25 protein-coding genes and 1 tRNA gene are annotated in these 20,561 nt (G+C 63.6%); 22 read left to right on the forward strand and 4 right to left on the reverse strand.

Annotated features, from left to right (window positions below; translation table 11 throughout):
• The first annotated feature begins 268 nt into the window (after positions 1-268).
• From BLP10_RS08625 to BLP10_RS08650, 7 genes are all read left to right on the forward strand, one after another.
• Positions 269-838: a PTS sugar transporter subunit IIA gene (locus tag BLP10_RS08625; RefSeq protein ID WP_175493835.1), complete on the forward strand. Its 570-nt coding sequence runs from the start codon at positions 269-271 to the stop codon at positions 836-838.
• A gap of 355 nt (positions 839-1,193) precedes the next feature.
• The gene (locus BLP10_RS23140; protein ID WP_175493836.1) at positions 1,194-1,358 is read left to right on the forward strand and encodes a hypothetical protein; all 165 of its coding nucleotides are present in this window, start codon (positions 1,194-1,196) and stop codon (positions 1,356-1,358) included.
• A 37-nt stretch (positions 1,359-1,395) separates the two neighbouring features.
• Positions 1,396-1,818, forward strand: coding sequence for a nucleoside diphosphate kinase regulator (gene rnk / locus BLP10_RS08630; RefSeq protein WP_091133361.1), 423 nt, complete (start codon positions 1,396-1,398; stop codon positions 1,816-1,818).
• A gap of 110 nt (positions 1,819-1,928) precedes the next feature.
• Positions 1,929-2,447, forward strand: coding sequence for an adenosylmethionine decarboxylase (gene speD / locus BLP10_RS08635; RefSeq protein WP_091133363.1), 519 nt, complete (start codon positions 1,929-1,931; stop codon positions 2,445-2,447).
• Complete coding sequence (speE, locus tag BLP10_RS08640) at positions 2,444-3,328, forward strand: polyamine aminopropyltransferase (protein WP_091133364.1); 885 nt, start codon at positions 2,444-2,446, stop codon at positions 3,326-3,328. Before speD ends, speE begins: the two co-directional genes overlap by 4 nt.
• Before the next feature lie 105 nt (positions 3,329-3,433).
• Complete coding sequence (locus BLP10_RS08645; protein ID WP_091133547.1) at positions 3,434-3,898, forward strand: RidA family protein; 465 nt, start codon at positions 3,434-3,436, stop codon at positions 3,896-3,898.
• 53 nt (positions 3,899-3,951) lie between these two features.
• Complete coding sequence (locus BLP10_RS08650) at positions 3,952-4,371, forward strand: GreA/GreB family elongation factor (protein WP_091133366.1); 420 nt, start codon at positions 3,952-3,954, stop codon at positions 4,369-4,371.
• A 422-nt stretch (positions 4,372-4,793) separates the two neighbouring features.
• On the opposite strand, the gene BLP10_RS08655 is transcribed toward BLP10_RS08650, so the two are convergent.
• Together BLP10_RS08655 and BLP10_RS08660 are read right to left on the reverse strand one after the other, a co-directional pair.
• Complete coding sequence (locus BLP10_RS08655) at positions 4,794-5,231, reverse strand: GreA/GreB family elongation factor (protein WP_091133369.1); 438 nt, start codon at positions 5,229-5,231, stop codon at positions 4,794-4,796.
• Between the two features lie 17 nt (positions 5,232-5,248).
• The gene (locus BLP10_RS08660) at positions 5,249-5,698 is read right to left on the reverse strand and encodes a GreA/GreB family elongation factor (RefSeq protein WP_091133370.1); all 450 of its coding nucleotides are present in this window, start codon (positions 5,696-5,698) and stop codon (positions 5,249-5,251) included.
• A gap of 636 nt (positions 5,699-6,334) precedes the next feature.
• Here BLP10_RS08660 and BLP10_RS08665 point away from each other — a divergent pair.
• Positions 6,335-7,144: a pseudouridine synthase gene (locus BLP10_RS08665; RefSeq protein WP_091133372.1), complete on the forward strand. Its 810-nt coding sequence runs from the start codon at positions 6,335-6,337 to the stop codon at positions 7,142-7,144.
• Positions 7,145-7,296: 152 nt separating this feature from the next.
• Positions 7,297-7,932, forward strand: a complete 636-nt coding sequence (locus tag BLP10_RS08670) for an ankyrin repeat domain-containing protein (RefSeq protein ID WP_244510451.1) — start codon at positions 7,297-7,299, stop codon at positions 7,930-7,932.
• A gap of 161 nt (positions 7,933-8,093) precedes the next feature.
• On the opposite strand, the gene BLP10_RS08675 is transcribed toward BLP10_RS08670, so the two are convergent.
• Positions 8,094-8,183: transfer RNA gene (locus BLP10_RS08675), tRNA-Ser, on the reverse strand.
• A gap of 277 nt (positions 8,184-8,460) precedes the next feature.
• On the opposite strand from BLP10_RS08675, the gene rplU reads away from it, so the two are divergent.
• From rplU to proB, 5 genes are all read left to right on the forward strand, one after another.
• Positions 8,461-8,853, forward strand: a complete 393-nt coding sequence (gene rplU / locus BLP10_RS08680) for a 50S ribosomal protein L21 (protein ID WP_091133375.1) — start codon at positions 8,461-8,463, stop codon at positions 8,851-8,853.
• A gap of 40 nt (positions 8,854-8,893) precedes the next feature.
• Positions 8,894-9,160: a 50S ribosomal protein L27 gene (gene rpmA, locus BLP10_RS08685; RefSeq protein WP_091133377.1), complete on the forward strand. Its 267-nt coding sequence runs from the start codon at positions 8,894-8,896 to the stop codon at positions 9,158-9,160.
• 179 nt (positions 9,161-9,339) lie between these two features.
• Complete coding sequence (locus tag BLP10_RS08690) at positions 9,340-9,990, forward strand: GNAT family N-acetyltransferase (RefSeq protein ID WP_091133379.1); 651 nt, start codon at positions 9,340-9,342, stop codon at positions 9,988-9,990.
• A gap of 142 nt (positions 9,991-10,132) precedes the next feature.
• Positions 10,133-11,170: a GTPase ObgE gene (obgE, locus tag BLP10_RS08695; protein WP_091133381.1), complete on the forward strand. Its 1,038-nt coding sequence runs from the start codon at positions 10,133-10,135 to the stop codon at positions 11,168-11,170.
• On the forward strand, positions 11,167-12,282 hold the full coding sequence (proB, locus tag BLP10_RS08700; protein WP_091133383.1) for a glutamate 5-kinase: 1,116 nt from the start codon (positions 11,167-11,169) through the stop codon (positions 12,280-12,282). Before obgE ends, proB begins: the two co-directional genes overlap by 4 nt.
• Here the strand turns inward: proB and BLP10_RS08705 are convergent.
• On the reverse strand, positions 12,252-13,034 hold the full coding sequence (locus BLP10_RS08705) for a DUF72 domain-containing protein (RefSeq protein WP_244510452.1): 783 nt from the start codon (positions 13,032-13,034) through the stop codon (positions 12,252-12,254). The genes proB and BLP10_RS08705 overlap by 31 nt on opposite strands.
• Positions 13,035-13,218: 184 nt before the next feature.
• Between BLP10_RS08705 and BLP10_RS08710 the strand changes: the two genes are divergently transcribed.
• From BLP10_RS08710 to BLP10_RS23835, 8 genes are all read left to right on the forward strand, one after another.
• Positions 13,219-14,460 carry a glutamate-5-semialdehyde dehydrogenase gene (locus BLP10_RS08710; RefSeq protein ID WP_244510463.1) on the forward strand — a complete coding sequence of 414 codons (1,242 nt, stop codon included), beginning with the start codon at positions 13,219-13,221 and terminating at the stop codon, positions 14,458-14,460.
• Positions 14,461-14,486: 26 nt separating this feature from the next.
• The gene (locus BLP10_RS08715; RefSeq protein WP_091133549.1) at positions 14,487-15,113 is read left to right on the forward strand and encodes a nicotinate-nucleotide adenylyltransferase; all 627 of its coding nucleotides are present in this window, start codon (positions 14,487-14,489) and stop codon (positions 15,111-15,113) included.
• Between the two features lie 152 nt (positions 15,114-15,265).
• The gene (gene rsfS, locus BLP10_RS08720) at positions 15,266-15,595 is read left to right on the forward strand and encodes a ribosome silencing factor (protein ID WP_244510465.1); all 330 of its coding nucleotides are present in this window, start codon (positions 15,266-15,268) and stop codon (positions 15,593-15,595) included.
• Positions 15,596-15,610: 15 nt separating this feature from the next.
• A complete protein-coding gene (gene rlmH, locus BLP10_RS08725; RefSeq protein ID WP_091133391.1) occupies positions 15,611-16,105 on the forward strand; it encodes a 23S rRNA (pseudouridine(1915)-N(3))-methyltransferase RlmH in 495 nt (164 codons plus the stop codon).
• 3 nt (positions 16,106-16,108) lie between these two features.
• The gene (locus tag BLP10_RS08730; protein ID WP_091133393.1) at positions 16,109-17,464 is read left to right on the forward strand and encodes a murein hydrolase activator EnvC family protein; all 1,356 of its coding nucleotides are present in this window, start codon (positions 16,109-16,111) and stop codon (positions 17,462-17,464) included.
• On the forward strand, positions 17,464-18,780 hold the full coding sequence (locus BLP10_RS08735) for a S41 family peptidase (protein WP_091133394.1): 1,317 nt from the start codon (positions 17,464-17,466) through the stop codon (positions 18,778-18,780). Before BLP10_RS08730 ends, BLP10_RS08735 begins: the two co-directional genes overlap by 1 nt.
• 208 nt (positions 18,781-18,988) lie before the next feature.
• Entirely contained in the window at positions 18,989-19,525 is a 537-nt protein-coding gene (locus BLP10_RS08740) for an RNA pyrophosphohydrolase (RefSeq protein WP_091133396.1), read from the forward strand.
• Positions 19,526-19,801: 276 nt separating this feature from the next.
• Positions 19,802-20,491 (forward strand): DUF1236 domain-containing protein, encoded by a 690-nt coding sequence (locus BLP10_RS23835; protein WP_091133398.1) that lies wholly within the window; start codon positions 19,802-19,804, stop codon positions 20,489-20,491.
• Positions 20,492-20,561: the final 70 nt, after the last annotated feature.

The raw sequence follows: 20,561 nt of genomic DNA on the forward strand, positions 1-20,561 counted from the left end.
ATAGATATTAAAAGCGCTTGTTCAAGCTATGGAGTTCATGCAGATGGAACGGGATGCTGAGGCCTTCAGGGACAGTCTCGTGTGCGAGCTCGAACTTACTCTGCGGACAAGCGTTGCCATATTGCCATGAACGTACGCTTTCTCATCCGGCGCATGCTGCGCCGAAAGGGAATCCTGCAAACGGGCATCTGAACCCGCGGCGGCATGCCGCCCGGGCGAATGACTCTGTCCTGTTCCTGGAAATATGAGGCGGCCTGGAATCCGGCCGATGGTGACGATGGCATCCACCATGATGACGACCCTGATATCTCCCGCTCGTGTGGTTTCGCGACTGCACGCCCGCGACGTTCAGCAGATCATTGGCGAGCTCGTTCGCCTCGCGTCGACGGAGGTTTCTCTGGATTGCGATGCCGTCTGCCGTGCGGTTCTGGAGCGTGGTGATGCGTCCACCTTCGGTTTCGGGCGCGGCATCGCGATCCCTCACGCCGCGACCCGCGGCATTGACCAGCCCATCGGCGCTTTCGCGCGTCTCAAGCCAGCGCAGGATTTCGGCGCGGCGGACGATATTCCCGCCGATCTCGTGTTTCTGCTGTTGAGTCCCGATGGCGACGATCCCACGCATCTGCGGGCCTTGGCCTGCGTGGCGCGACGGTTGCGCGACCGCGAGGTGGCCGCGCGATTGAGGTCCGCGAAGGACGCGGAGGCGATCCATGTCGTACTCACGAGCGACGCCTGGCGTGAGCCCGATGATGAGCCTGAGCCAGGGCATTCCGCCACACGCCTCGTCAACGATTTGACAAACGGGGCAATGTGCACCAGCTTAGGGGCATTATGTTGAGCTTCGTACATCACCGTCATGGCCTGCTGCGTGCAGGCAACCTCATCGCGGGCAATTAGCCCCGAGCTCGACGCGCATCCGCGCCCCGAGTTCGGGGCAGTGCAAGTTTCCAAACCTTCGGACATCTTGTGAGGCTGGCTGCTGCGGCAGCTGGCGCAGCGGTATGCTTCAACGTTTTTTCAATATTGTGCCCCACGTGATGTGGCGCAGACAATTTCCGGCGGCGGGCGCAGAGCCCGGCCCGTCGTCCGGAGATGCGCGCCCGGCGTTGAAGCCAGTTGCTCCCGAATTCCCGACGCAGATGCTCCAACCCGCATCCGCTCCCGTTTCAATCCGGCGCAAAGGAGGCCATGCCATGGATCAGTCCCAGAACGAGCCGCCATCAAAGCCAGATCCGCACGGAGCAGAGGAGCCTGACGGAAAAGTGGTTCGATTGATGCCACGGAGCCGACCGGCGCCGGAGCGGCTTCCCGATCCGCCGCAAGGCGATGACGACGATCCCGGACCGAGCGCCGCATGACTGGCGCTGACGTCCACACCAAAACTGGAGACTTGAGATGACGAATAAAGCAAGCGCCAAGCCGCGCATCACCCTGACTGCAGCCGACCACGACAAGCTGTCGGTGCTCGCAAATGCGGCTGCGCACACCATGCCCGAGGTTGCTGCCGCACTCAGCGAAGAACTCGACCGCGCGCATATTCTGGCCAAAGGCCGCCAGCCCGCCGACACTGTGTGTATGGGCTGCATGGTCGAATTCCGAGACGATATGACCGGCCGCGTGCAGACGGTGACCCTCGTTTATCCGAACGAGGCCGACATCTCGAGGGGGCGCATCTCGGTGCTCACACCCATCGGTACTGCGTTGATCGGACTGCCTGTCGGAAAGTCAATCGATTGGACCACGCGCACCGGAGAGACAAAGCGGCTGACCGTGCTGCAGGTGCGTGATCCCGCCGCTGCGGAGCTCCAGCCCGCGTAAGCACGCATGCCTTGCGCACGTCATGCGAACGATATGCCACGCGACCTCCACCGGCCGCGTGGCCCGCCCTTGTCTTGCAACCGGCAGAAATCCTGCCAATGGAGAACTGAATGGCCGAAACCAACCGCCTCAGCGTGATTGCCGCCCCTGACCCGCGCCCGCCGGCTCACGGTTATGAGGGCCACCCGCGTCATGCTGACCGGACCACGCCCCTTGCGATCCCTCCCAAGACCCCTTTTCCGGCCAATGATGGCCGCCTCGACCATTTCATTCAACGCGACGGCATTCTGTTTGCCGGGACGCATCTGATCGTTGACCTCTGGCACGCGTCGAACCTGGACGATCTTCCGTTGGTCGAGCAGGCTCTTCGTGACGCAGCGGGTCGTGCCGGCGCGACGCTGCTCAACATCGACCTCCATCACTTTTCTCCCAATGGCGGCATCTCCGGCGTGGCCGTTCTCGCCGAAAGCCATATCTCCATCCACACCTGGCCCGAGGTCTCCTACGCGGCCGTTGACGTTTTCATGTGCGGCGGCGCGCAGCCGCACAAGGCCATCGAGGTTCTCAAAGGCGCGTTCCTGCCCGGTGTCGTCACACTCGCCGAGCACAAGCGTGGAGTGGTCCTATGAACTGGTTTCAGGAGAAGCTCTACGAGCATCACAAGCAGATGCTCTCCATGGACAGCGTGCTGTACCATTGGCGGACCGAGTTCCAGGATGTCCTGATCTTCGAGAACGCGACCTTCGGCAAGGTTCTGGTACTCGATGGCATTCTGCAGCTGACGGAACGCGACAATCACATCTATCACGAGATGATCGCTCACGTACCGCTGATGGCCCATGGCTCCGCACGGGACGTGCTCATCATCGGCGGCGGGGATGGCGGCACCCTGAAGGAGGTGCTGAAGCATCCAGTCGAACGCGCTACTCTCGTGGAAATCGACGGCGAAGTGATCGATCTGTCGCGGCGCTTCCTGCCCGACGTTTCGAGCGGCGCCTTTGACGATCCGCGTGCAAACGTGCTCGTCATGGATGGGACGCGCTACATCGCCGAGACCGAGGACAGGTTCGATGTCATCATCATCGACTCGACAGACCCCATGGGACCGGGCGAGCCGCTCTTTACGGCCGACTTCTACAAGGCCTGCCGACGTCGCCTTCGCCCAGGCGGTATGATCGTTGTGCAGAGCGGCGCGCCGTTCTTCCAGCCCGGCGAGTTGGAGATGGTGTGCCAACGGCTCTCCGGTTCCTTCCCTGGTGTGCGGCCCTACCTTGCGCCAGTGCCAACCTATGCCGGCGGCATGCTCGCACTTGTGGCCGCAGCCGAATCCCGCGATGCGCTGCGTCCCCCGATCGATGCTCTGCGGGAGCGCTTCGGCGTGCTGCAGGGCCGGACCCGCTACTACTCGCCCGAGGTGCACCGGGCCGCTTTTGCGCTGGCACCCTCATACGAGCCGTTCTCGCTGCGCGAGGATCCGGTGGCCACGAGGTTCCTGAAAACGGGATCCTGAGCCCCGCGGGCGGCGGCCACTGAGCCGCCGTCCCGGGGAACCCTCTTGGCGGCATTTCGGATCAACAAGGCTTCGTCCCGCGACGGAGCCGAGCAGGAGGACAACATGACTATCGCGACACCGTCTCTGGCGCCCCCGCTGCGCGAGATCAATCCGCCGAAGTGGCCGAGCCCCCGCGGCTATTCGCATGCGATGGCAGGCACCGGCACGTTCGTGTTCATCGGCGGGCAGATCGCCACCGACAATGCGGGCAGGGTGACATCCATCGGACTCGTGCCCCAAGCCCGCCAGGCGTTGCGAAACGTGCGCACGGTCCTCGCCGAAGCGGGCGGCGCGCCCGAGGATATCGCGCAGATGACCTGGTACGTGCTCGACATCGATCATTACCGGATGCTGCTCAAGGAAATCGGCGTGGTCTACCAGGAGGTCATGGGCCATCATTATCCGGCAATGGCGCTGGTGGAGGTCACTGGATTGGTGAATCCGGCAGCGGTCGTGGAGATCGCCGCCACGGCGATCCTGCCGGTTGGGGCGCCGTCTTCGCCCGTCACCGGGTCGCCAATCCCGTAAGCCTGCTCTTTCCCCTGACCGAGTTTATCGACGAGGTTTCCAAGAGGTTTCCAATGACCGCCCATTTGCCAGCTATCACGATGACGCCGCATGATCACCGGCGCCTGATGCGGACAGCTCGTGAGCTCGCCGAGCACGCTCATCCGCTCGCGGCGCAGCTCCTGCATGAATTGCAGCGGGCCGCCTTATGCGAGCCGGACCGGCTGCCGGATGATGTTGTCACTCTCGACACGTTCGTGACCTACCGGCTTGCGGGCGAAGACACGCCGGAAAAGCGCATGTTGATTCACCCGGAGGACCGCATGTGGCCGCCGGCCGAGCTGTCGGTCCTGACTCCGATCGGCCTGTCCCTGCTCGGCCTGCGTGCCGGAGACAGGATGCCGCTGATCGGCTCGGACGACTTGCTTGACGTGCGCGTCGAAGCCGTTGGCCCGAGGGTCGTCGGCGCCTTCGTGCCGGTTGGGGTTCAGTAGCATGCAAAGACAAGTGATCTGATGAGGGTATTGCTCATGCAGCCGCATGACAGAGGTCGCAATGCGCTACCCAGGCGGCGGCGGATTCCTGGTCGGAGCCTGATCGCCGCGCCACCATGCATGGATGATGTGATCGCGGCTATTCCGCGCCTGGCGCTCACGGCGCAGGATTGCCGCCGCTTTGCGTCTGCTTACCCCGGCCAGTGTTCCCACAAGCCCGCGGCTGTGCCGAGAAACAGGAGGCCCCAAGCCAGCCAGCGCATCACGTGCTCCATCATCGGGCTTGGCGGATGACCATCTGATAAATCAGGAAACAGCCCACGATAAGCACGATGGAAGCAAGAACCTGACTCAACAATTCAGGCCTCCATCCATGAGCATTCCGATGCAGGACAACTCTAGCGATGCTGCTTGGAAGCGTTTCATGACAATTCCTTCCATGGCTCCACAAAGCGTCCATGCGGCTGATAGAGAACGCGCAACAGCGTCAGGCTGCGCCATCCCTTCGGCGTTCGCCACGTGATCGAACGTCCTTCGCTGAGGCCGATCAGCGCTGCGCCTTCCGGCGACAGCACGGACATCCGGTCCGCCTCGCCGTCATCCTCGTCAGGATAGACCAGCGTTACGCAGCGGACATTCCACGTGACGTCATCGCGAAACTCCAGCCGCGAGTGCATCGTCGCCACCGACGGTGGAATGACGCGCGGCGTTACGACCGTCGCCCGGATCAGTTCATTGGCGAGCATCGCCGCTGCCGGGTGGCCCTGCTGAAAGCTCAGCCCGAACGATGCCACGAAGGCAAGGCGGTCGTAATCGCCCGTCGAGATCGTCACGGGTGGAAGGCCTTCTTGCTTGATCATCGTGTTCTCCACTTGCCTCAAGTCCAGATGATGCCGCCAGGAGCGCGCGTGACTGTCGAGCCGTCGTCCAGAAAGCGAAGGCCGATGCCCTCCACGAAAACGTCATGAACCGTGCCGTCCGCTTCGACGAATGACATGCTGTCGCCAACGCGCAGGCCCAGCAGCGCGGTGCCGAGCGGTGTGGTCACCGAGAGCTCCGCGCCAGGCCAGATCAGGTCTTCGGGGTGAACGAGCAGGTGCGCTCGCGACTTCGGTTCGTCGTCAACCCGGTAGATTACGCGGCAATCCGTCGAGACGACGTCTTCCGGCAGGGCTCCTGGGTGGCAGACATTGGCGCGGCGCAGCTCCTTGAGCAGGAAGTTGGGCGTTCGCCAGCCCTGTTTCTGCTGGATCATCGCAGTGAACAGCAGGCGGTTGTAGTCGCTGGCTGCGAGGGTGATCGGGGGGAGTTCGTGCTGTGTGTTCATCAAAGCCTCCTCAAAGCGGTCAGCTGCGGACGCATGAGATGCGCATTCCCGCAGGGCAGACGGACGTGAAAGGCCGACACGCACCTGGACGGCGCATGCGACGGCTTAACGGCTGTATGAGGGAGATTGGATGCCCCTGAGCGCCGGCAGGCCACAATGGGCGAGACCGGCCCCTGGGGCTTACGTGCCTGCTTGGAGGCAGCCCGCGCGCACCAAAAGGCGAAGATTTTTCACGAGCTTGAACATCACACTGACAAGATAGCCCTATTATCTGCGAAGGCAAGCTATGGGGCCGTCTGGAAGATAGGCGAGTGGTGTCGGGCATGAAGTCGCAGCCTTCCATCGGCCAATGGGTCTGCGTGCCGGATGCCCATCCGGCCGTTGCATTCTGAGGCTCAAGACGGCAAGAACACGTCGCCACCAGAGACACACAGGAGCGAGATAGATTGCACCCAACCTCCATGCCGGATCAGGCGTTGACGGATCGCGATAACCAAGAGGGCATTCTCATTTCGACATTGGGGGCTTCGATCCGATCGAACACTTGCTTGACCCGGGCAGGAAGGGTCTGCTGCTCCGCAATGTCGGTCTCTGCCGTTCGTTTCGATCCTCTACCGTCTGAGGACCGCTGAGATCATGAAGCCGCCGCCCAGATTGCGGGGTGCGGGTGGGCCGCGGCGTCAGGACGGCGCTGTGGTCAGCCTGCCTCGCGCCCTGTCCAAGCTCGGATTCTGCTCCCGCACGCAGGCCGAAGCCCTCATCACGGAAGGGCGAGTGCGCGTCGATGGCCGCGTGGTTCGCAACGCGACCGTTCGCGTCGATCCTGGGCGCGCCCGCATTACTGTCGACGGAGAGCCGGTCGTGGCGGAGCGCAAGGTTTACCTGATGCTCAACAAGCCGCGCGGCCTGGTCACAACCCGCGACGATCCGCAGGAGCGGGCAACGGTCTACGAGTGCCTGGAGGGCCTCGATCTCCCGTTCGTCGCGCCCGTTGGACGCCTCGACAAAGCGAGCGAGGGCCTCCTGCTGATGACCAACGACACGCGCTGGGCTCAGCGCGTTCTGGACCCCGCATCGAATGTCGAAAAGATCTACCACGTCCAGATCGACCGTCTGCCGGATGAAGACATGCTGGAACGGCTCGAAGCCGGCATGATGCTCGACGGCGAGCGCTTGGTCGCAAGATCGGCAAAACTCCTCCGGTCCGGCGCACGCAACGCGTGGCTCGAAGTCGTCCTCAATGAGGGCAGGAACCGACAGATCCGGCGCCTGCTGGACGCAGTCGGGGCGGAGGTGTTCCGCCTCGTGCGCATCGATGTGGGCGGTGTGCGGCTGGGCGATCTGCCGCGAGGCGAGGTCCGGCACCTCACGCCGGGCGAGAAGGCGATGCTGGATGTCCCAGTCAAGACCGCCGCGCGCCCGCCAGGCCGCTCCGGAGCCCGCTGAGGAGTGTCGCGATCAGTCGCCCTGCGCATGGTGCGGCCCTTCCCAATGCGCATGGCGGGCCGATATTCCAGACCGGGAAGGGCTGGAACGGTATTGTGGATGGCACGATGATGAGATCTCTGTTCCCTGTGATGGTGTTGGGAGCCTTGCTGATGAGCACATTTTCGGGGTTTGGTTCGAGTGGAACCCCTTCGCCCCTCGACCGCCAACTCATCGCCGCCGCAGAGCAGGGAGATTCCGACGGCGTCAGGCGCGCCCTGGGGGAAGGGGCGAGCATCGATGCGCGTGACAGCCGACAGCGAACGGCCCTCATGGCCGCTGTCCAGAGCAATCACGTTGCCGCGGCGAAAGCCCTGATCGAGGCGGGCGCCGATGTGAACGCGAAGGACGAGATCAACGACAGTCCCTACCTGCTCGCCGGTGCAAGGGGCTATCTCGAAATCCTCAACCTGACGCTGGCTCATGGCGCCGATCTCAAGAGCACGAACCGCTATGGCGGCACGGCGCTCATTCCCGCCGCCGAGCGCGGGCACGTGGAGACGGTGCGCACCCTGATCGCTGCTGGCGTGGATGTCGATCACGTGAACAAGCTGGGCTGGACCGCATTGCTCGAGGCCATCATTCTCGGGGATGGTGGGCGCAGACATGTGGAAATTGTGCGGCTGCTGCTCGATGCAGGAGCGAACGCCAACTTTGCCGACCGCGACGGGGTCACACCCCTGCAGCATGCGCGCCGGCGTGGCTACCATGAGATCGAACAACTCCTGACCGCGGCTGGCGCACGCTGAACGAGGCGGCGGGGAGGGGCGCCGCCTCCAACCGATCGCTTCCTCCATGAAGCGCATCGATCTGGCGCGAGAACGCGCGCAAAAGCGGCGGCCTCTTCGGAGCAACCCGCGCCGCTGAACGGCAAGCGTTCCGATTTATTCTGGAAGTCTTGGGAAGGTAATGGCGGAGAGGGGGAGATTCGAACTCCCGATACGGTTGCCCGTATGCCGCATTTCGAGTGCGGTGCATTCAACCACTCTGCCACCTCTCCGGGTCGCGAAGGCCCTGGGGCCCGCTGGTTGAGGCCGGGTGGATATCATGGGCTTGGCGGCTCTTCAAGCACCCTGAGGCAGGTTTTTACGGGGTTTTTGATTGACAAAGGCGAGGGGAGCCCGTAGGTAGGCATCCTCTATGAGCGGGTAAGAGTGCCTGCTCGTATCCATGCGGCTGCGCCAAGCGGCCGTGAAACGAAGCCGGAAACTGCCAAAAAGCCAATCCTGCGGGCCAAAAGCCTCGTTAGAGATTTGGGTTAGAACACGAGGATCAAGATGTTCGCAGTGATCAAGACCGGCGGCAAGCAGTATCGCGTTGCCGCCAATGACGTCATCACCGTCGCCACGCTCGCGGGCGAGCCGGGCACCGCCGTTACGTTCGACCAGGTTCTCATGGTCACCAACGACGGTTCGACCCAGGTTGGCGCCCCCCTCGTCGAGGGCGTGACCGTGGCAGGCGAAGTGGTGGAGCACACCCGCGGCGAGAAGGTCATCTCCTTCAAGAAGCGCCGTCGCCAGAATTCCCGCCGCAAGCGCGGGCATCGCCAGGATTACACCGTGGTGCGGATCACCGAGATCCTCGCCGGTGGCGCGAAGCCCAAGAAGGCGGCTGCCAAGAAGTCCACGAAGGCTGCGGCTGACGAAGCTGCGCCGGCCTCCGCTGAATAAGCGTTCGGCTCACTGACACAGAACACGGGAGTACATACCCATGGCTCATAAAAAAGCAGGCGGCTCGTCCCGCAACGGTCGCGACTCCGAAGGCCGTCGCCTCGGAGTCAAGAAGTTCGGCGATCAGCAGGTCATCGCCGGCAACATCATCATTCGTCAGCGCGGCACGAAATGGCATGCCGGCGCTAACGTCGGCATGGGCAAAGACCACACCCTCTTTGCCACGGCCAATGGCCGAGTCCGATTCCTTACGCGTCAGGGCCGAGCATTCGTATCGGTCGTACCGGCCCAAGAGGCTGCAGAGTAAACGGCGAGAGCAAAACGAAGGAGCTCCCGCCGGCATCACACCGACCCGGCGGATCAGAAGCTCCAAGTGGCCCTTAAAGGCCAAGCTCAGATCCAAAAACCGACAGGGGAGGTGGGATGTCCACCTCCCCTTCGTGTTTTCCGGGCCCAGGGAGGGCCCATTCGGATCGGAGCAAGACCATGTTTCCCGACCTCACCCGTGACGATGTTTTCCGTCTCGAGACGCGCCGCCTGTGGCTGCGCTGGCCTCGCCTTGCGGATGCACAAGCCGTCGTACGCCTTGCCGGTGAGAAACCTGTCGCGGACATGACGGCCCGAATTCCGCATCCATACTCCCCGGAACAGGCCGAGAGGTTCATCTTCCAGGCGAGGCGCTCCAATGCGGACGGCGAAGGCCTGCAGCTGGCGATCACCCCGAAGGGCAAGCCGAACAGCCTCATCGGCATGGTCGGCATCGGACCCGATCCCGAATCGGGCAAGCCGAATCTCGGCTACTGGCTCGGCATGCCGTCCTGGGGACAGGGCTATGCCACGGAGGCGGCCCGCGCCCTGATCGATGCCTTCTTCGCCTATGGCGACGGGGACGAGATCACGGCCTGTGCCCGGGTCATCAATCCGGCTTCCCGGCGGGTTCTGGAGAAGTGCGGCTTTGCCTATCAGGGGGCAGGGCTCTCGGAACTGCCTGCCCGGTGCGGCCTCTATCCGGTCGACCATTTCCGCCTCGACAGGCGGACCTGGGAGAGCCTCAAGACCTGGGGCCATACGGGGTTCATCCCCGAGCCCGCCTCGGTCGAGGTCGAGCTCGACCGTTCCATCTCGCTTGCGAGCTGAGATTCCACGCAACAGCGGATATCCGCTGTTGCGCTGGAAAGATGCTCGAAACCAAATCGGGGCGCTCCCGGAAACCATTCGGGGGCGCTTTTCTTTCGTCTGCGTTGCTCGCATCCATGTTGTCCCGTAAAGGATACGGGTTATGAAATTTCTCGACCAAGCCAAGATCTATATTCGTTCCGGCAATGGCGGCGGTGGTGCCGTGTCGTTCCGCCGTGAAAAGTTCATCGAGTTCGGCGGGCCGGACGGCGGCGATGGCGGCCGTGGCGGTGACGTGTGGGCCGAATGCGTGGAGGGGCTGAACACCCTCATCGACTACCGCTACCAGCAGCACTTCAAGGCCAAGACCGGCGGCCACGGCATGGGCAAGAACCGTGCCGGCGCCAAGGGCGCGGACGTGGTGCTGAAAGTCCCGGCCGGAACCGAGATCCTGGAGGAGGATGGCGAGACCGTCATCGCCGACATGACCCATGTGGGCCAGAAGGTGCTGCTCGCCAAAGGCGGCAACGGCGGCTTCGGCAATGCCTATTTCACGACCTCCACCAACCGCGCGCCCCGCCGGGCCAATCCCGGCCAGGAGGGCGTGGAGATGACGATCATCCTGCGCCTGAAGCTGATCGCGGATGCGGGCCTCGTCGGGTTGCCGAATGCCGGAAAGTCCACCTTTCTGGCGACTGTCACCGCGGCAAAACCCAAGATCGCGGATTATCCCTTCACCACGCTCCATCCGGGGCTTGGCGTCGTGCGCATTCATAATCGCGAGTTCGTGCTGGCAGACATTCCGGGCCTCATCGAAGGAGCATCCGAGGGCGTCGGCCTCGGCGACCGGTTCCTGAGCCACGTGGAGCGCTGCCGCGTGCTGCTGCACCTTGTCGAAGGCACGAGCGAGGATGCGGGCGAGGCTTACAAAGTCGTGCGCCACGAGATCGAGGCCTATGGCCATGGCCTTGCGGATAAGCCTGAGGTCGTAGCGCTCTCCAAAGTTGACGCACTCGATGAGGACACGCTGAAGGAACAGCTGAAAAAGCTGAAGAAAGCCTGCAAGCGCACGCCTCTCGTGCTTTCCTCCGCGTCCGGCCATGGGGTGCAGGAAGCCCTGCAATCCCTGCTCACCGTGATCGATGAGGCGAAGGCCGAGGAGGAAGACGCCGCCCAGGCCCAGGAAGAGTGGCATCCGTGAGCCCGCAGCTCAGCCAGTTCCGCCGCGTCGTTCTGAAAGTCGGCTCCGCGCTCCTGGTGGATCGCGCGCGCGGACGCTTGAACCATGCATGGCTTGCCGCTCTTGCCGAGGACATTGCCGATCTTCACAGCAAGGGAACCGACGTTCTCGTCGTCTCCTCCGGCGCCATCGCCATGGGCCGCACGGTTCTCGGGCTTCCTTCCGGTCCGCTGAAGCTCGAGGAGAGCCAGGCCGCCGCAGCCGTCGGCCAGATCGCCCTTGCGCGGACCTGGTCGGAGGTGCTCGCGCATCACGGCATCACGGCCGGTCAGATTCTCGTGACGCTCTCCGACACGGAGGAGCGGCGTCGCTATCTCAATGCGCGCGCGACGACACTGAAGCTTCTCGAGATGCGCGCCGTGCCGGTGGTCAACGAGAACGACACGGTCGCGACATCCGAGATCCGCTACGGCGACAACGACCGCTTGGCGGCGCGCGTCGCCACGATGATCGGCGCCGATCTGCTGGTGCTGTTCTCCGACATCGACGGGCTCTACACCGCGCCGCCTGCATCCGATCCTGGTGCCGAGCATATTCCGGTGGTCGAACGCATTACGCCCACCATCGAGGCGATGGCGGGAGGCGCGGCCTCCGAACTCTCGCGCGGCGGCATGCGCACCAAGATAGAGGCAGGCAAGATCGCGACCGCCAGCGGCACGCATATGATCATCGCCGATGGACGCGCCAAGAATCCGTTGCGGCGCGTCGCCGATGGCGGACGCTGCACGTGGTTCCTCACGCCCTCCAATCCCGCGACCGCACGCAAGACATGGATCGCCGGCGCATTGGAGCCGCGCGGCACGCTCATCGTGGATGACGGCGCGGCCCGTGCGCTGCAGGGCGGCGCGAGCCTGCTGCCGGTTGGAGTGCGGCGCGTCGAGGGCACGTTCCATCGCGGCGATGCGGTGACGATCCGCGACGGAAGCCGGGTTCTCGGGCGTGGCCTTGTGGCCTACGATGCGGAGGAGGCCTCACGCATCATTGGCCGCCCGAGCCGTGAGATCGAGGCGATCCTCGGCTATGCCGGACGCGCCGAGATGGTTCACCGGGACGACATGGCGCTGAGCGACTGATCGCTCTCCAGGCATTCGAGCAAGGTTCGAGCGTCGCCAGGGGCGGCGCTTTTGATGTCGTTGTCGAAATAGACGTAAACGCTCCGGCCCTCCTGCCGCCAGTCCGCGATCCGGCGCGACCAATCCTGCAGGGTTTCCCCGCTGTAGCTTCCGGCATAGCGGCCATTGGTGCCATGCGCCCGCACATAGACGAAGCCGGCCGTGGTCAGCCACGGCGCCGGAGCATCGGCATGATCGGAGATGCAGAGGGCCGCGTTGTGATCGCGCAGGATGCGGAAAGTCGCCTCGTCGTACCAGCTCGGGTGGCGAAACTCGAAGGCGATGCGCTGGCTGCGCGGTACGAGCGAGAGGCAGCGTGCGACCCGCTCGCGGGTTTCTTCATTGGCCCGCAACTGCGGCGGCAGCTGAAACAGGGCGGGCCCCAAGGCATCTCCCAAGCCTGCCATGCGGCCGAACACGAGGTCGATGCTCTCCGCCACATCCTTCAGTTTCTTCATGTGCGTGATGAAGCGCGAGACCTTCCAGGCGAAGAGGAACCCGCCCGGCACGCTGTCCCGCCATGTCTGCACGGCCTGTTCGGTCGGCAGCCTGTAGAAGGAATTGTTGATTTCGGCCGTATCGAACTGCTCCCCGTAATAGGACAGGAAGTCCTTGATTTTTAAGGTCTCCGGGTAGAAAGGTCCGTGCCAGGATTTGTAGTGCCAGCCCGAGGTCCCCACCCGGATCTCGCAATCGACGGAATCGGGCCGCATGGAACGGCTTGGTCCTCGTGCAGCTTGGCGTGCTATGGATCGTGGACGATCGGTTTCCCTCTCGATGCCGGAGGGCTGGGACTTGGACATGGATGACACTCGAGCCTTGAGCGAAAATCCGCTCGCTGAACACCTCAACGCGTCAGGTGCGGCTTCGGTTGGCAATCCGGATGTTCCTGCCCTCATGGCCGCGTTGGGACGCAATGCCCGTCAGGCGGCCCGGCGGGTCGCATTGGCGTCCGACGAGCAGAAGAATGCGGCTCTGCGCGCCATGGCCGCCAGCATCCGCGCGAAGGCCTCGACTATCCTTGCCGCCAATGACGAGGATCTCGCGGAGGCCAGGGCCAAGGGGCAGAGTTCCGCTTTCATCGACCGCCTCGTTCTCAATCCGGAGCGTCTGGAAGCCATCGCCGCCGCCGTGGAGAGCGTCGCTGCGCTGCCTGATCCGGTTGGGCGTGTGCTGGCGCAGTTCGAGCGCCCCAATGGCTTGAAGATCGAGCGCGTGGCAACGCCGCTCGGCGTGATCGGCGTCATTTTCGAGAGCCGCCCGAATGTCACGGCGGATGCAGGGGCGCTCTGCCTCAAGGCCGGCAATGCCGCCATCCTGCGCACAGGCTCCGACAGCTTCCGCACTTCGTCGGTCATCGCGGATGCGATGGGCGAGGGCCTGGAGAAGGCGGGCCTGCCCGCCGACGCCATCCGCCTCGTGCCGACGCGGGACCGCGCGGCGGTGGGCGCGATGCTCTCTGGCCTCGACGGCAATATCGACGTCATCGTGCCGCGTGGCGGCAAGAGCCTCGTGGCGCGCGTGCAGGATGAGGCCAGGGTGCCTGTCTTCGCGCATCTGGAAGGCCTCAATCATGTGTTCGTGCACGAAAAGGCAAATCTGGAAATGGCGCGGAAGATCGTGCTGAACGCCAAGATGCGCAGGACCGGCGTTTGCGGATCGGCTGAGACACTGCTGGTGGATCGCGGCTGCGCCGCAACGCATCTGACACCTCTGGTCTCCATGCTGCTCGATTCCGGTTGCGCGGTGCGCGGCGATGTTGCGACCCAAGGCGCCGATGCGCGCGTGACGGCTGCCACGGAAGAGGATTGGCGTACGGAATATCTCGATGCGATCATTGCGGTGCGCGTCGTGGACGGCTTGGACGACGCCATCGCGCATATCGAAACCTATGGCTCTCACCACACCGATTCCATCGTGACGGGCGATGCTGCGGCTGCTGAGCGCTTTCTTGCCGAAGTCGATTCCGCCATCGTGCTGCACAACGCTTCGACGCAGTTCGCGGATGGCGGCGAGTTCGGCTTCGGCGCGGAAATCGGCATTGCCACGGGGCGCATGCACGCGCGTGGGCCCGTGGGCGTCGAGCAGCTGACGTCGTTCAAATATCGCATTCGCGGTTCGGGTCAGACGCGTCCGTGAGCGCTCCTCCCTCCCGCTTCCGCATCATGCCTTCGGGGCTGACGCGCTTACCGCCGGCTGCGCCGGGCATGCGCATCGGCCTTTATGGCGGCTCGTTCAATCCGGCCCATGCGGGGCATCGCCATGTGAGCCTCATGGCGCTCAAGCGTCTGAGGCTCGACCGCCTCTGGTGGATCGTCACGCCGGGAAATCCGCTCAAGGATACGGGCGAACTCGCTTCGACCGAGATGCGCATGGCGCAGGCCAGGGAGATCGCCGACGACCCCCGCATCGACGTGACCGCCTTCGAAGGCGAAATCGGCGCGCGTTATACGGTCGATACGCTGGCCTACCTCAAGCGGCGTTGTCCGGGCGTGCATTTCGTCTGGGTGATGGGGGCGGACAACCTCGCGGGTTTCCACCGCTGGCGCGGCTGGCGGCGCATTGCCCGGATGATGCCCATGGCCATCATCGACCGGCCGGGCTGGACCCTGAGGGCCATGAACGCCCGGAGTGCGCAGGCCCTCTCGAAATGGCGCATCGAGGAGGGCAGGGCCACGGCCCTCGCGGGGCTTAAAGCCCCCGCATGGGTGTTCCTGCACGGACCCCGCTCGCACCTGTCATCCACAATGCTGCGGCGAATGAGCAGAACTTCTCCTTCCGGAGGACGTTGAAAAAGTAGGGCGTTCGATCTTATCTTAAGGATCGGCGCCTCAATTGAGCGCTGCTTAGAAAGGGCTTGAACCTGAACCGACTGAACACTGCCGAAGCGGACACCAACACGCTTCCCCCTCTCTCCGGAGCGGCTGCTCCGCATGATGAGGATATCCGGGCCGTCGCCCTGGCTTCCATCGAGGATATGAAGGCCGAGAACACGGTCGAGATCGACCTGACCGGCAAAACCTCGCTTGCAGACACCATGATCGTTACCTCGGGCCGTTCCCACCGCCACGTGGGCGCGATTGCCGACCGTCTGGTCAAGGACCTCAAGGACAAGGGGTTCGGCAATGCGCGCGTGGAGGGCCTGCCCGCCTGCGATTGGGTTCTGATCGATGCTGGCGACATTCTCGTTCACATTTTCCGTCCCGAGGTGCGTGGCTTCTACAACCTCGAGAAGATGTGGGGCGCAGACCGTCCTCAAGATCGCGCAAGCTGATAAAGGCTTGAAAAGTTGCGACTGAGCTTGCTGGCCGTGGGCCGTCTCAAGAGCGGCCCCGAACGGGAGCTGGTCGAACGATACAGGCAGAGGGTCGACGGCATGAGCCGGGCCATGGGTCTGGCCGGGCTTGATATTGTCGAGCTGCCGGAGAGCCGGGCGCGCCGCGACGACGACCGCCGCGCGGAAGAAGCTGCCGCCCTTCTCGAGAAGGCCGGATCTTCCGTGCTGATCATCTTCGACGAGCGCGGCAAGAGCCCCTCCAGCGAGGCTTTCGCCGAGCGAATCAGGCATTGGCGCGATGAGGGCCGCTCCGGCGTGGCCTGCGTCATCGGAGGCCCTGACGGGCTCGATCCCAAGATCCGCCAGCGCGCGGATATGGTGGTTTCCTTCGGGGCGCTCACTATGCCGCACCAGATCGTCCGGGCGCTCGTGGCCGAGCAGCTCTATCGGGCGCTGACAATCATTGCCGGGCACCCTTATCATCGTGCCGGACACGATGATTCCTGATTCATGGACCGCTTTTCAGTTCTCCCTTCCCGCAGGCTTCTGAGCCTTGCTGCATGGCTGGTTTTCTCCCTGTCGGGCTCCGCGTGGGCCCAGCAGCCGCCTTCGCCTGCGCCTGCGGCCCCTCAGGTCGCGCCGGAAACGGAGGAGGAAAGGCTGAAGCGCCAGAACGATCTCAAGGTTCTGGAAGAGGCGATGAACGCCAGCGCCCAGGCTCAAAAGCGCCTTGAGGCCGAAATCGAAGAAATCAGGACGGACCGGGCCAAGCTCAACGCGACCCTGATCGAAACAGCGTCCCGTGTCCGGGACACCGAGGATCGGATCCGGGGCCTCGAACAGCGCCTGCAAACGCTGATTTCTTCCGAAGCGGCGATCCGCCGCTCCCTGGAAAGCCGCCGGGGGGTCATCGTCGAAGTGTTCGCCTCCCTCCAACGCATGGGCCGCCGCCCGCCGCCTGCAGTCCTGGTCCGTCCGGAAGACATGCTCGAAGCCGTACGGGCCTCGATCATTCTGGGAGCGGTGCTCCCCGAGCTTCGCGCCGAGGCCGAGGTTCTGGCGTCCGATCTCGCCGAATTGGTGCGCCTCAAGGAGGCGATCGCCACCGACCGCTCGACCCTCAACACGGAGCTGGGCGCCCTCAATACCGAGCAGCAGCGGCTCACGGCCCTCATGGCGGCCCGTCAGGGCCGGATGGCCGAGGTGGAGCGCAGCATCGGGACCGAGCGGGAGAAGACGGCCGAGCTTGCGCGTCAGGCCGGCACGCTCAAGGAGCTGATCGACCGCATGGAGGCGGAAATCTCAGGCGCCCAGAAGGCTGCCGAGGAAGCCCGCAAGGCCGCTGAGGCACAGGAGCGCGAGGCTAAGGAGCGTTTCGCCCAGGCTGCTTTCCGCGATCCTGCCCGCCTGGCGCCCAAAATTCCGTTCTCGGAGGCGAGAGGATTGCTTCCGCGGCCCGTGAGCGGCACCGTCGCGCTGGATTTCGGAGCCGCGGACGGCTATGGCGGAACGACGCGCGGCATTTCGATCACCACCCGTCCCAAGGCGGCTGTCGTATCACCGGCGGACGGATGGGTCGCCTTCGCAGGCCCCTTCCGATCCTATGGTCGACTCTTGATCATCAATGCCGGCGGGGGATATTATATTCTTCTGGCCGGGATGGACCAAATCAACGTCGATGTCGGGCAATTCGTGCTCGCGGGCGAGCCAGTCGCAACCATGGGGGATTCTCCTCTCATGAGTTTGACCGGCTCTGCCATAGAAAAGAACGATCCCGTCCTCTATGTTGAGTTCAGGAAAGACGGCGGTTCGATCGACCCAGGTCCCTGGTGGGCGAAATCGCAAAGCGAAAAGGTTCGCGGATAATGCGCAAACTCTCCCTATTGATTCTCGGTGTGGCTATCGGCGCGGGCAGCGCGACCATGGTGTCGCAGACGGCCCTGCTCTCCTCGGGCGCAGTTGCCGCCTCGGCCGATACATACCGGCAGCTGAGCCTTTTCGGAGACGTCTTCGAGAAGGTCCGCACGGACTACGTCGAAAAGCCTGAAGAATCGAAGCTCGTCGAATCAGCGATCAACGGCATGCTGACCTCGCTCGACCCGCATTCGAGCTACATGGATCCCAAGAGCTTCCGCGACATGCAGGTGCAGACCCGCGGCGAGTTCGGCGGCCTCGGCATCGAGGTCACCATGGAGGAGGGTCTCGTGAAGGTGGTGACCCCCATCGACGAGACCCCGGCTTCGCGCGCCGGCATCATGGCGAACGACGTCATCACGCATATCGACAACGAACCCGTTCAGGGACTCAACCTGAACCAGGCCGTCGACAAGATGCGCGGCCCGGTCAATTCCTCGGTCACGCTGAAGATCCAGCGCAAGGAAGCCAAGGATCCGATCGAGGTGAAGCTCACCCGCGAGACCATCAAGGTCCGTCCGGTGCGTGCCCGCGTCGAGGGTGACATCGGCGTCCTGCGCGTGACGCAGTTCAACGAACAGACCTACGACAATCTTCGCACGAGCATCGAGAAGCTCACCAGCGACATCGGCGCCGACAAGGTTGCAGGCTTCGTCATCGACCTCCGCAACAATCCGGGCGGATTGCTCGATCAGGCGATCATGGTGTCCGACGCCTTCCTCGATCGCGGCGAGATCGTCTCGACCCGCAGCCGCAATGCCGAAGACACGCAGCGCTTCACCGCCAAGGCAGGCGACCTCGCGAAGGGCAAGCCCATCGTCGTGCTCGTGAACGGCGGCTCGGCCTCCGCATCCGAAATCGTCGCCGGCGCTCTGCAGGATCACAAGCGGGCGACGGTGCTCGGCACCCGCTCGTTCGGCAAGGGTTCCGTGCAGACCATCATTCCGCTGGGCGGCAACGGCGCGGTGCGCCTGACAACGGCGCGCTACTACACGCCGTCGGGCCGCTCGATCCAGGCCAAGGGTATCGAGCCGGATATCGAGGTATTGCAGGACATCCCGGAAGAGCTGAAGGGCAAGGACGAGACCAAGGGCGAAGCCGGTCTGCGCGGCCACCTGAGCAATGGCGGCGAGAAGGAAGAGCGCGGCGGTTCCTCCGCTTACGTTCCGCCGGACCCGACCAAGGACAAGCAGCTGCTCGCCGCCTACGATCTGCTCCACGGCGTGCGCAAGGGCGCTGCCAACACCACGACGCCGACGCCGAACTAAGGCGCTCCGCTCGAGACGAAATGAAAAGCCTGGCGGCTCCGGTCGCCAGGCTTTTTCCATTCAGGCTTTGACAAATGCAAGGAACGGCTTGTGCGGTCCTTCGTGAAACGGCACTCTTGAACCTTGACCTAAGGAACCATCGACACAAGCCGGCGATACTAGAGATGATCGGCAGGCGACGGGGGCTGAGCAAGGGAGTGAGTGTCTGATGAGAAACGCCAAGGGCCCGCACGGCAGGAAGGAACTGCCTTATCGCTCGTGCGTCGGCGTCATGCTGATCAATAAGCAAGGCCGGGTTTTCATCGGACGTCGCCACTCCGAGAACGATCAAGTCTCCGATGGTTATGCATGGCAGATGCCGCAGGGCGGTATCGATCCGGGCGAGGATCCGTATCAGGCTGCCTTGCGTGAGCTTTACGAGGAAACCAGCGTGCGCTCCGTAAGCCTGCTCGCGGAAGCTCCCGATTGGTATTCATACGATCTACCATCCATGGTCGCCGGTCGCGCATGGCGCGGCCGTTACCGGGGGCAGGTGCAGAAATGGTTCGCCTTTCGCTTCGAGGGCGACGAGAGCGAGATCAACATCACGCAGCCCGGCGGCGGTCATCACAAGCCCGAATTCGACGAGTGGCGCTGGGAAGACATGCAGCGGCTGCCGGAACTGATCATTCCGTTCAAGCGCGGCGTCTACGAGAACGTCGTTGCAGCTTTCCATCATCTGGTGCTGCAGGATACCAAAGCCTGATCCGGCCGGATTTTACGAACGTGACGCACCATCCATAGCAACGGCACTGTGGGCGACGGTAAAATTTAACGGTTCCATTGCCAAGCAACCTTGGTGGCGCTGCGGTTGTTGCGTTCTTCAGCCAGGTTATTCCGCATTGCATGATCAAATATTGGGTATCGACTTTCCAATGCTGCTGCACGCGAGCTTGGGAGGAGGAACCCACACCAGGGCTCTCCGTTGACACGATCACCCATGGGGCAGGAGGTCTGTCCCTGGCGAAGCGGAGGGTTCTTTATGCGTGTAGCTTTGTTGACGACCGTTGCCGCGGCTGCTTTTTCTCTGAGTGTGGCAGCCATCGCCCAGACGAGCGGCGGCGCTGGCGGCAGCACAGGTGGGGCCTCGGGGGGCACATCAGGCAGCGTTTCCGGCGGAACATCTGGCGGTGCATCCGGAGGCGCTTCGGGTTCGACATCCGGTACGACATCGAGCGGAACGTCGGGAACGAGTTCCGGCGCCGCATCGGGTGGCGCATCGTCCGATACGTCCGGCAACACATCGGGGACGTCCGGCAGCGGTTCCGGTGGAACATCGGGAACATCCGGCACAAACTCGGGCGGCGCGGCTTCGGGTGGAGCCGCATCCGGCTCCACCGGCGGCAGCTCCAGCACGACCGGCGGTGCAGCCAACACGACCAGCAGCACATCAAGCTCCACCAACATCAATGTCACGAGTGAGCAGCGCACGGAAATCACGCGTGCCTTCAGCAGCGTGGATGCGAAGCCTGTCACCAATGTGAACTTCACGGTGAGCGTCGGGACTGTTGTGCCGGAGACGATCGTTACCGACCTGCGTGCATGTCCCAATGAGGTGGTGCGCATCCTCGCCGGCCTGCCGGAATGCCGGTATGTGATCGTTCGCGATCAGGTCGTGATCGTGGAGCCGAAAACCCGCAAGATCGTGACGGTGATCGAGCGCCGCGGCTAGAATTCCAGACGTTTCGAAATGACAGCGCCCGTGGCGGAAAACCCGCCACGGGCGCTGTTGGAGAAGATAA

It is taken from the genome of Microvirga guangxiensis (assembly GCF_900102135.1).
Classification (GTDB): Bacteria; Pseudomonadota; Alphaproteobacteria; order Rhizobiales; family Beijerinckiaceae; genus Microvirga; species Microvirga guangxiensis.

Coding starts and splice junctions, on each gene's coding strand:
- BLP10_RS08625 (WP_175493835.1), top strand. CDS start 269: ATGGTGACGATGGCATCCACCATGATGACGACCCTGATATCTCCCGCT.
- BLP10_RS23140 (WP_175493836.1), top strand. CDS start 1,194: ATGGATCAGTCCCAGAACGAGCCGCCATCAAAGCCAGATCCGCACGGA.
- rnk (WP_091133361.1), top strand. CDS start 1,396: ATGACGAATAAAGCAAGCGCCAAGCCGCGCATCACCCTGACTGCAGCC.
- speD (WP_091133363.1), top strand. CDS start 1,929: ATGGCCGAAACCAACCGCCTCAGCGTGATTGCCGCCCCTGACCCGCGC.
- speE (WP_091133364.1), top strand. CDS start 2,444: ATGAACTGGTTTCAGGAGAAGCTCTACGAGCATCACAAGCAGATGCTC.
- BLP10_RS08645 (WP_091133547.1), top strand. CDS start 3,434: ATGACTATCGCGACACCGTCTCTGGCGCCCCCGCTGCGCGAGATCAAT.
- BLP10_RS08650 (WP_091133366.1), top strand. CDS start 3,952: ATGACCGCCCATTTGCCAGCTATCACGATGACGCCGCATGATCACCGG.
- BLP10_RS08655 (WP_091133369.1), bottom strand. CDS start 5,231: ATGATCAAGCAAGAAGGCCTTCCACCCGTGACGATCTCGACGGGCGAT.
- BLP10_RS08660 (WP_091133370.1), bottom strand. CDS start 5,698: ATGAACACACAGCACGAACTCCCCCCGATCACCCTCGCAGCCAGCGAC.
- BLP10_RS08665 (WP_091133372.1), top strand. CDS start 6,335: ATGAAGCCGCCGCCCAGATTGCGGGGTGCGGGTGGGCCGCGGCGTCAG.
- BLP10_RS08670 (WP_244510451.1), top strand. CDS start 7,297: ATGAGCACATTTTCGGGGTTTGGTTCGAGTGGAACCCCTTCGCCCCTC.
- rplU (WP_091133375.1), top strand. CDS start 8,461: ATGTTCGCAGTGATCAAGACCGGCGGCAAGCAGTATCGCGTTGCCGCC.
- rpmA (WP_091133377.1), top strand. CDS start 8,894: ATGGCTCATAAAAAAGCAGGCGGCTCGTCCCGCAACGGTCGCGACTCC.
- BLP10_RS08690 (WP_091133379.1), top strand. CDS start 9,340: ATGTTTCCCGACCTCACCCGTGACGATGTTTTCCGTCTCGAGACGCGC.
- obgE (WP_091133381.1), top strand. CDS start 10,133: ATGAAATTTCTCGACCAAGCCAAGATCTATATTCGTTCCGGCAATGGC.
- BLP10_RS08705 (WP_244510452.1), bottom strand. CDS start 13,034: ATGCGGCCCGATTCCGTCGATTGCGAGATCCGGGTGGGGACCTCGGGC.
- BLP10_RS08710 (WP_244510463.1), top strand. CDS start 13,219: ATGGCCGCGTTGGGACGCAATGCCCGTCAGGCGGCCCGGCGGGTCGCA.
- BLP10_RS08715 (WP_091133549.1), top strand. CDS start 14,487: ATGCCTTCGGGGCTGACGCGCTTACCGCCGGCTGCGCCGGGCATGCGC.
- BLP10_RS08730 (WP_091133393.1), top strand. CDS start 16,109: ATGGACCGCTTTTCAGTTCTCCCTTCCCGCAGGCTTCTGAGCCTTGCT.
- BLP10_RS08735 (WP_091133394.1), top strand. CDS start 17,464: ATGCGCAAACTCTCCCTATTGATTCTCGGTGTGGCTATCGGCGCGGGC.
- BLP10_RS08740 (WP_091133396.1), top strand. CDS start 18,989: ATGAGAAACGCCAAGGGCCCGCACGGCAGGAAGGAACTGCCTTATCGC.
- BLP10_RS23835 (WP_091133398.1), top strand. CDS start 19,802: ATGCGTGTAGCTTTGTTGACGACCGTTGCCGCGGCTGCTTTTTCTCTG.